Origin of the sequence: Cyanobium sp. A1C-AMD (assembly GCF_024346495.1) — a bacterium.
In the GTDB taxonomy this organism is placed as follows: Bacteria; Cyanobacteriota; Cyanobacteriia; order PCC-6307; family Cyanobiaceae; genus Cyanobium_A; species Cyanobium_A usitatum.
In genome coordinates this window covers 22,577-31,048 of record NZ_JAGQDB010000017.1, presented here as the reverse complement: position 1 = coordinate 31,048, position 8,472 = coordinate 22,577, and the positions used below count along the sequence as shown (strand labels likewise).

The following is an 8,472-nucleotide window of genomic DNA, read 5'->3' as shown; positions in this document are numbered from 1 at the left end:
CGGCAACATCCTGGAGCAACTCATCTTCTTTGCTGTGGTGGTCTCGGTAGTGGAAGCTAATAAACCACCAAGGGTTGATGCTCTGGAGCTCGCCTGTGATGAGGCGTTTGATATTTTGCTTCAACCGCTGGGCTTGCCTGCGCTCTTGTTGATGTATTTGGGCTTGTATTGAGGTCATTTGATTTTCTCCTGTTTCTTTTCACGCTTAAGCACTGGCACACCCTTCGGCATCCAGCACATCTCTTCTGTTAGTTGCTCGCAGTTTGCCGCTATGCGGTTGGCGCTTCTCAATCCACCGAGTAAGCACTACGGGCAGTGATTATTTATGCGAGTTGTTGTTTTTACAGGGGTCGCCATATGAGGATTTGCTGACACTCCAATATCCGCAGGCAAAGCCAACAAGGGCGACACTTCACGCAGGCTTGTTTTTATTACTATTTCCCTGTTGCATCACCTGACGACGCACCCACTTTTATAGCTTAGAAATAAGCATCCTTTTTGGTTTTCCTATCAGGCTGTCTGCCAACTCGGCATCTTCAATCTGCCTGTTGGTTTGGCGTAGGTATCAAGCAGCATCTTCGTGGAGTGACCTGCCGCCGCTGCCAAATCAGCTGGTGAGTTTCCCATCGCCAAGGCGTGACTGAGAAAGGAATGCCGCTGGGCGTAGAGGCGGCGGGGCTTCAATCCACAACGCTCCAACGAGCGGTGCCACACACGACCCACCAGATGGTCGTAGATATTCGTGTGGCTGGTGGGAGTGACAAAAACCAGTCCATAAGGCTCATACACACCCAGTTGCTCCATCTCCCACTGGTGCTGCCTCAAGGTCTCCAGCACCTCAGGGGTCAGTGGCACCACACGCTCCTTGCCTGTCTTCGTGGGAGCCCACTCCACCTTGCCGCTGGAATACCCGTCACGCCGCAGGCTCTTCATCACCAGCAGCTCACCTTCTTCCCAGCGGATGCAATCCCAGGTCAAGCCCCTGATTTCGGCATTTCGCAGCCCCGTGCTGAGCCACAGCAGAAATAACGGGTAATACCAGGGGTCGTTGGTCTCCAGGTCACTCAGCACCGCTTGGATTTCTTCCACGCTCAGCACATCGCTCTGCACTGACCGCCGCTGCCACTTCAGCTTGTGGGAAAACAGATGGCGGTTGCCGCCAGAGCACTGGCGGTAGTGGGTCATCAAGCCAGCAATCGTGCAATCGCTCAACCCCTTTGCCCGTAACCACCCCAGGAAGCCTTCTGCGTCACTGCGGTTGCGAATGGGCTTGCCATACCGCTGCAGCAGCCTGTAGGCGTGGATGGCGGCAGCCTGGCGCTTGGTCTCTGCCCTCACCCTCAATGCCTCAAGCAGCCCCACCTCCTTGCCGTTGATGAGGGGTTGATATGCCATCAGGCTTCTATCAAAAGTGCCCTGGCAGTAGTCGCTCCATATCTGGGCGGCGATGGCGTGGGCTTTTGCCACTGCCACAGGGTCACTCCAGCGACCCAGGCGATTGATGAAGGCATCCCGCCCATCAATCCGCACCCTGACCTGGAGGCTGCCGTTGTTGTTGCGTAGGGAAGGGGGCTTCTGCACTGGGTGCCGTCGCTGCTGGCACTAGGGCTAAGGCTCCACCACTGACCAAGCCAAGCCAGCCAACTCACCTTGTAGCCCTTCTTAGCTCTGGGGGTCTCTGGGAGGAAAAATCTGGGAGTTTTTGGGGGAGTGGCTTGGCGGTTGGCTGGGAGCCCCGTTGGCAGCAATGAAAAATCAAGCCCAGCCTGAGCTCCTTGAAGTCAAGGCTCGCTTGACGCAGTGGTGAATGCCATAACTCACATACACATAAAACCGCCCAGGCTCACCAAACAGGGTTTCGTTGCTGGGGGAGCGGCGGCGATGCCCGTGGCAGGCGGGCTCGCTCTGGCAATACGCCTCCGTTTCCACAATCACGCCCCACAGCAGCTCGCCTGAGGCTTGGCGTTTCACCAGCAGGCAGCCGATGAGCTCGGGGGCAACCTGCTCGGCGGGGCGGGCGAAGAAAGCCTTCGGCAATGGATTCACCACAAGTTCGAGGTGTTGCTCGCCACTGGGAGCAGCCGCCAGCAAACTGAAGTCCTTAAGTGTCAAAACCCGGGTCCGCCATGCACACCACCGGTTTCTCCCTCGCCACCGTGCTGATCTTTGGCAGCGGCCTTTTTGTACTGGCCACCCTGTTTTTTGGCACCAAAGGCGGCTACTACGACAGCGACGACTACGACGGCAACGGCACGGCTCACTGACCCTGACTAGGCAGCCGCTCGGCCTCAGGGCAGTCTTCGGAGGTGATCACGTCATCGGGGCTGCCGCTGCGGCAGACGTAGGCCAGCCTGGTGCTGACGGCCCCGATCGAATCGAGCCGCACGCTCTCCTCCCAGCTGTGGGTTTCGTCGTCGTCTTCAGCGTCGTAGCGCAGGGTGACGAGATCCCCTTCGACCTCCACCACCGTGGCCTCCTCAATCCAGCGCTGCTGGTCACGCAAAAACACCCACACCGGGCGCTGTTCGGCACAAAACTGATAAAGCTTGCGGTGCAGCATGGGCCGAGGCACTGCTGGCCTTCAAACATTAGCCAGTCTCCAGGGTCTACCTGCTGTTCACCATGATCCAATCCGCCAGCTCCAATGACGCCATTCGCCTGCAACTGCGTAGCTGGCCTGAGGTGGAGACCTATCTGGAAAATTGCAAGGGCGTAATCGTGCCCCTAGGGTCCACGGAGCAGCACGGCCCCACCGGCGCCATCGGCACCGATGCGCTCACGGCCGAGGCCGTGGCCCTGGAAGTGGGCCGCCGCACCGGCGTGCTGGTGACTCCGGCCCAGGCGTTCGGTATGGCCGAGCACCACTTGGGCTTTGCTGGCACCGTGAGCCTGCAACCATCCACCCTGCTAGCCGTTCTGCACGACGTGGTGCTGTCACTTGCACGCCACGGCTTCGAGCGCATCTACGTGATCAACGGCCATGGCGGCAACATCGCCACCAGCAAGGCCGCCTTTGCCCAGGCCTATGCCAGCGCCGCCGATCGGGGCCTGGCGGTGGCGCCGCGGCTGCGCTGCAAGCTGGCCAATTGGTTCATGGCTGGCCCGGTAATGCAGGAGGCGCGCAGCCTTTATGGCGCGGAAGAAGGTCACCACGCCACCCCCAGCGAAATAGCCCTCACATTGCACCTGGAGCCCAGCCTGCAGACCAAGCAGAGGCCCCTGCCTGATCCAGCCCCGGCCGGCCCCATCCACGGCCCCGAAGATTTCCGCCGCCGCCATCCGGATGGCCGCATGGGCTCAAACCCCTACCTGGCCCAGGCCAGCCATGGCGAGCGCTTCTTGGAGCTGGCCGCCACCGCCCTTGCCTCAGACCTGGAAGCCTTTCTGACCTGAGCGCTAGCGTCGGCATATCTGGTAAATCCCGATGAGCAAGATCACCGCAGACGACGTGCGCAAGGTCGCCAAGCTGGCCCGCCTAGACCTGCCCGAGGCCAAGATCGCCACTTACACCGGCCAGCTCGAGCGCATCCTCGACTACGTAGCCCACCTTGAAACAGTAGACACAGAAGGAGTGCCAGCCACCACTCGAGCGGTGGAAGTAGTAAACGTCTGCCGTGAAGATCTGGTAACCCCTACGGACGTGCGCGAAGAGCTACTAAATGAAGCTCCCCAAAGGGAGGGAGACTTCATCCGGGTGCCCAAAATCGTAGCTAGCTGAGCCAAGTCAGCTATCCAATTATCGCACCGGCGAAATTGCAGTGCGATGAAGCAACTCCAGCACTCGCCTGCGGGCATGGCGGGTGGGCATTAATGCAGCAATAGGCCTAAGCTTGCTGCGCTTTTTGCGATGACTTCGAACGCCAAGAAAGATATCGTAGAGGAAGTTAAGACCATCATTTTTGGTTTCAAACAAGCCAAGCCGCTGGGGCGAACCTTTGGCATCAAGGATGGGCTTAGTGGCGTGATAAGCAGGGCGGTATTCAAACCAGGGTATAGACGGCCACAGGTGATGAATAAGGTGATAATTCTGACCCATGATCAACCAATTCATCAGTCGTCCCGGATAAACGCGGGAGTTGTGCCAGCGGTTGCGCGACTGGAAGGGGCGGTGGGGCAAGTAGTCAAAGAACAGGCCCAAGGTCACTCCGACCATTAGGGCAGGGGCAAACCAGCAGTTAAAAATAAAGTCAAGAAAGCCAAATTTTGCAGCGGCCACAACTATCGCCACAAAAACAACCCGAGCTAGGCCCCACTCAAATAGTTCATAACGACGCCACAAACGGCGGCGGAAGAAAAACAGCTCGTGATAGAAAAATCTTGGCGCAATCAACCACAGGGGTCCAAAAGTGCTGACGATGTGATCAGGATCGTTCTTGGGATCATTGACATGGGCATGGTGCTGTAGGTGCACCCTGGTAAAAACGGGAAAGCTGAAGCCAAGCAGCAGGGCAGCGCCATGGCCCATCACCGCATTCCAGAAGCGGTGCGGATGGGCCGCGTTGTGGCAGGCGTCGTGAATCACCGTGCCCTCTAAGTGCAGGGCCAGAAATCCTGTAGCAAGCAGCACGGGCAGAGGCCAGCCAGCCACAAACCAGCCCCAAATCGTGAGGGCAGCTAAGCCGTAGCCAGCCAAAAACAGCCCAACCGTGGGGTTCCAGGCAGCAGGCGGGTCAAGAAATTCTCGCGGCACAAGCCGCGAGGGAGATGCCATTGCCCCGTCGGAGAGCACGGCGGTTGGAGAGGCGCCCAGAACCTGTGTCATCTCAGCCGAACCAGATCCCAGAACGTTGCATCAAGGCAACTTAAGAAAGTGATGATGCCCACCGGGGGACTTGAACCCCCACGACCAAAGCCACTGGTACCTAAAACCAGCGCGTCTACCAATTCCGCCAGGTGGGCAGAAGGTGACTGTAGAGACAGATGCGTGGAGTCGCCCACAATGGGGGACTCCACGCCTTCTGGCCATGCTCGCCACCATGGGCGGACTCCTGGCGCTGCTGCTGGGACTCGCCATCCTGCTGCTCCCGCTGCTGGCCACCGAACTGAGCCGGCCGCGGGATTCGGCCTGGGGCGCCGTAGTGCTGCTGCTGGGCCTGGTGCTTGTAACCAGTGCCGACCGGCTCACGGGCGCACCGATGCTGGGCGTGCTTTGCGGTGGCCTACTGATCGGCAGGCTCGCAGGCGAGGTTTCCCAGGGCCGCTGGCGGCAGCTCACCGCTGAGGAGCAGCAGCGGCTTTGGTCGACTGAACGCTGGCAGACGAGCCTGCAACAAGCCGGCGCCAGCCTGGCCCATCTGCTCGCCCTCCTGACCACTGCCACTTCAGGCATGAGCCAATGGCTGACTCAGCAACGCCAGCCCAAAGCCAGTGGCAAACGCTGGGTGCGCCCGGAAGAGCCGAGCTCCATCAGCGAGGTCGACAGCCTGGTGATCGACAGCCTGGTGACGGCCGAAATCCCGGAACCGCAACCGCTGCCCGAGCCCTCCAGCAGCCAGGCGGGATAATCAGCTCTGCTGCCCCCAGGCGACGTGACCGCCAGCCCTGCGCCCGTCTCCTACCCCCTCTCCTACAAGGACACGCTCAACCTGCTGCAGACGCCCTTTGCGATGAGGGCCAATGCCAAGGTGCGCGAGCCGGAAATCCAGGCGTTCTGGGCCCAGCAGCGGCTCTATGAGCGCCTTAGCCAGCAGAACCCCGGCGAGGTTTTCACCCTGCACGACGGCCCTCCCTACGCCAATGGGGCCCTGCACGTGGGCCATGCCCTCAACAAAATCCTTAAGGACATCATCAACAAAACCGCCCTGCTGCAGGGCAAGCGGGCGCGGTTTGTGCCTGGCTGGGATTGCCACGGCCTACCAATCGAACTCAAGGTGCTGCAGGGGCTCAGCAGCAGCGACCGAGCCGAGCTCACCCCGGTAACGCTGCGCCAGAAGGCCCACGCCTACGCCCTCAAGCAGGTGGAGGGCCAGGAGAGCGGCTTCCGCCGCTGGGGCATCTGGGCTGACTGGGAAACGCCCTATCTCACCCTGCAGAAGGACTACGAGGCCGCCCAGATCGGCGTTTTTGGCGCCATGGTGCTAGCTGGCCACATTTATCGAGGCCTCAAACCGGTGCACTGGAGCCCCAGCTCCCGCACCGCCCTGGCCGAAGCCGAACTCGAATATCCCGACGGCCACACCTCCCCCAGTGTTTTCGCGGCCTTCCCGGTGGTGGCGCTACCCGAGGCCCTGGCCACCCAATTAGAAACAGCCGGCCTAACGGCCAAGGCGGCCACAGGGGCTGGCGGCCTGGCAGTGGCTATCTGGACCACCACCCCCTGGACACTGCCGGCCAACCTGGCGGTGTCGGTGAATGGGCGGCTCGACTACGCCATCTGCGCAGTGGCGGCCAGGGGCGACGCCCCCACCCCAGCCGCCAGCCACCTGGTGTTAGCAACTGAGCTGATTGAGAGCCTGCAAATCAGCCTGGGGCTAGAGCTCACTCCTCTTTTAAGCCTTAAGGGCAGCGAGCTAGAGGGAATTACTTACCGCCATCCGCTGCTGGAGCGCACCAGCCCGGTGGTAATCGGCGGCGACTACATCACCACTGAGGCCGGCACGGGCCTAGTGCACACCGCCCCGGGCCACGGCGTAGACGACTTCAACACCGGCAAGAAATACGGCCTGCCTGTGCTCTGCCCCGTGGATGAGGCCGGCAACCTCACCGCCGAAGCCGGGCCCTTTGCTGGCACCAACGTGCTCAAGGACGCCAACCCAGCGATCCTCAGTGCCCTGGAAGCCACAGGCCTGCTGCTCAAGCAAGAGCGCTACGAACACCGCTACCCCTACGACTGGCGCACCAAAAAACCGACGATTTTCCGCGCCACCGAGCAATGGTTTGCCTCAGTGGAGGGCTTCCGAGCCGCCGCTCTTGGCGCCATCGCCGAGGTGGATTGGCTGCCAGCCAGCGGCCGCAACCGAATTGAAGCGATGGTGAGCGATCGGGGCGACTGGTGCATCAGCCGCCAGCGCACCTGGGGCGTGCCGATCCCCGTCTTTTATCACCGCGAAACGGGTGAGGTGCTGCTCAACGAAGCCACCCTGGGCCACATCCAGGCCCTGATCGCCGAGCACGGTGCAGATGTGTGGTGGCAGCGCGATGAGGCAGGCCTGCTGCCTGAGGCCTACGCCGCTGAAGCCAGCCAATGGCGCAAGGGCAGCGACACCATGGACGTGTGGTTTGACTCAGGCTCCTCCTGGGCTGGCGTGCTCCAGGAGCGCGGCCTGCACTACCCCGCCGATCTCTACCTAGAAGGCAGCGATCAGCACCGCGGCTGGTTCCAGAGCAGCTTGCTCACCTCGGTGGCCGTGAATGGCCACGCCCCCTACAAGCGGGTGCTCACCCACGGCTTCACCCTCGATGAGAAGGGCCGCAAGATGAGCAAATCGCTGGGCAACGTCGTCGATCCGGCGGTGCTGGTAGAGGGCGGCAAGAATGAAAAGCAAGAGCCTGCCTACGGCGCCGATGTGCTGCGGCTTTGGGTGAGCTCGGTGGATTACTCGGCCGACGTGCCGCTGGGGCCTGGGATCGTCAAGCAGCTGGCGGATGTGTACCGCAAGGTGCGCAACACGGCCCGCTACCTGCTGGGCAACCTGCACGACTTCGATCCGCGCCCCCAGGCTGAAGGCGGCGATGCCGTGCCCTACGACCAGCTGCCCCTGCTGGATCAGTGGATGCTGCAGCGCACCGCCGCCCTGATCGACAGCGTGACGGGAGACTTCGAGCGCTATGAGTTTTACCGCTTCTTCCAGGCCCTGCAGAACTTCTGCGTGGTGGACCTCTCCAACGTCTACCTCGACATCGCCAAGGACCGCCTCTATGTGAGCGGAGCCGATGAGTTCCGCCGCCGCAGCTGCCAAACGGTGCTGAGCCTGGTGCTGGAGCGTCTCGCTGGGCTGATCGCACCGGTGCTCTGCCACATGGCCGAGGACATCTGGCAAAACCTGCCCTACCCGGTAGCCGAAACCTCGGTGTTCGAACGGGGCTGGCCCACGGCCCCCGATGGCTGGCGCCAAGCGCAACTGGAGGCGCCGATGGAGCGAATCCTGGAGTTGCGATCTTTGGTGAATCGCCAACTGGAGAGCTGCCGCTCCAGCGGCCAGCTCGGTGCTTCGCTGGAGGCCCAGGTGCAGCTGGAGCTGGAAGCAGGCAGCACCAACACGGCGGAGGCCCTGCGCTGGCTGGCCAGCTCAAGCCACCCCAGCGTCGACAACCTGGCCGACTGGCTGCTGGTGTCGGGCCTCAAGGAAGGCGGCGTAGCGCCTGCCGAGCTGCTGGCCGAAGCCAGCGAAAACGGCATCACAGTGCGCATTGCCAAGGCCGAAGGCCAAAAATGCGAGCGCTGCTGGCATTACGAAAGCGACATCGGCCAGCACAGCGCCCATCCCAGCCTCTGCGGTCGCTGCGTGGCGGTGCTGTCCTGAACGCCAAGGC

8 protein-coding genes, 1 tRNA gene and 1 pseudogene are annotated in these 8,472 nt (G+C 61.6%); 5 read left to right on the top strand and 5 right to left on the bottom strand.

The genetic code is table 11. The features are described 5' to 3' along the window. Window positions 1-510: 510 nt before the first annotated feature. Both KBY74_RS04805 and KBY74_RS04800 read right to left on the bottom strand, forming a co-directional pair. Complete coding sequence (locus KBY74_RS04805; RefSeq protein WP_254941724.1) at window positions 511-1,581, bottom strand: site-specific integrase; 1,071 nt, start codon at window positions 1,579-1,581, stop codon at window positions 511-513. Window positions 1,582-1,758: 177 nt separating this feature from the next. Continuing rightward, window positions 1,759-2,046 (bottom strand): annotated as a pseudogene (locus KBY74_RS04800) (DNA-3-methyladenine glycosylase); the annotation flags it as partial. A gap of 80 nt (window positions 2,047-2,126) precedes the next feature. Here KBY74_RS04800 and KBY74_RS04795 point away from each other — a divergent pair. Then, window positions 2,127-2,264 (top strand): hypothetical protein, encoded by a 138-nt coding sequence (locus tag KBY74_RS04795; protein ID WP_193486239.1) that lies wholly within the window; start codon window positions 2,127-2,129, stop codon window positions 2,262-2,264. On the opposite strand, the gene KBY74_RS04790 is transcribed toward KBY74_RS04795, so the two are convergent. Beyond that, complete coding sequence (locus KBY74_RS04790; RefSeq protein WP_254935112.1) at window positions 2,258-2,560, bottom strand: glycine/sarcosine/betaine reductase component B subunit; 303 nt, start codon at window positions 2,558-2,560, stop codon at window positions 2,258-2,260. The genes KBY74_RS04795 and KBY74_RS04790 overlap by 7 nt on opposite strands. 62 nt (window positions 2,561-2,622) lie before the next feature. Here KBY74_RS04790 and KBY74_RS04785 point away from each other — a divergent pair, with 62 nt between their 5' ends. Continuing rightward, window positions 2,623-3,393 (top strand): creatininase family protein, encoded by a 771-nt coding sequence (locus KBY74_RS04785; RefSeq protein WP_254935113.1) that lies wholly within the window; start codon window positions 2,623-2,625, stop codon window positions 3,391-3,393. Window positions 3,394-3,424: 31 nt separating this feature from the next. After that, window positions 3,425-3,718, top strand: coding sequence for an Asp-tRNA(Asn)/Glu-tRNA(Gln) amidotransferase subunit GatC (gatC, locus tag KBY74_RS04780; protein WP_254941723.1), 294 nt, complete (start codon window positions 3,425-3,427; stop codon window positions 3,716-3,718). An 18-nt stretch (window positions 3,719-3,736) separates the two neighbouring features. On the opposite strand, the gene crtR is transcribed toward gatC, so the two are convergent. Together crtR and KBY74_RS04770 are read right to left on the bottom strand one after the other, a co-directional pair. Continuing rightward, the gene (crtR, locus tag KBY74_RS04775) at window positions 3,737-4,762 is read right to left on the bottom strand and encodes a beta-carotene hydroxylase (protein WP_396123085.1); all 1,026 of its coding nucleotides are present in this window, start codon (window positions 4,760-4,762) and stop codon (window positions 3,737-3,739) included. A 55-nt stretch (window positions 4,763-4,817) separates the two neighbouring features. Further along, window positions 4,818-4,899: transfer RNA gene (locus KBY74_RS04770), tRNA-Leu, on the bottom strand. 65 nt (window positions 4,900-4,964) lie between these two features. Here KBY74_RS04770 and KBY74_RS04765 point away from each other — a divergent pair. Both KBY74_RS04765 and ileS read left to right on the top strand, forming a co-directional pair. Then, on the top strand, window positions 4,965-5,504 hold the full coding sequence (locus KBY74_RS04765) for a Ycf66 family protein (RefSeq protein WP_254941722.1): 540 nt from the start codon (window positions 4,965-4,967) through the stop codon (window positions 5,502-5,504). Window positions 5,505-5,528: 24 nt separating this feature from the next. Next, a complete protein-coding gene (gene ileS, locus KBY74_RS04760; RefSeq protein ID WP_315859035.1) occupies window positions 5,529-8,462 on the top strand; it encodes an isoleucine--tRNA ligase in 2,934 nt (977 codons plus the stop codon). Window positions 8,463-8,472 lie beyond the last annotated feature (10 nt).

What these genes read in the sequence shown, in the direction of transcription:
- KBY74_RS04765 (WP_254941722.1), top strand. Translation starts at nt 4,965, where the DNA reads ATGCTCGCCACCATGGGCGGACTCCTGGCGCTGCTGCTGGGACTCGCC.
- KBY74_RS04795 (WP_193486239.1), top strand. Translation starts at nt 2,127, where the DNA reads ATGCACACCACCGGTTTCTCCCTCGCCACCGTGCTGATCTTTGGCAGC.
- KBY74_RS04790 (WP_254935112.1), bottom strand. Translation starts at nt 2,560, where the DNA reads ATGCTGCACCGCAAGCTTTATCAGTTTTGTGCCGAACAGCGCCCGGTG.
- gatC (WP_254941723.1), top strand. Translation starts at nt 3,425, where the DNA reads ATGAGCAAGATCACCGCAGACGACGTGCGCAAGGTCGCCAAGCTGGCC.
- KBY74_RS04785 (WP_254935113.1), top strand. Translation starts at nt 2,623, where the DNA reads ATGATCCAATCCGCCAGCTCCAATGACGCCATTCGCCTGCAACTGCGT.
- crtR (WP_396123085.1), bottom strand. Translation starts at nt 4,762, where the DNA reads ATGACACAGGTTCTGGGCGCCTCTCCAACCGCCGTGCTCTCCGACGGG.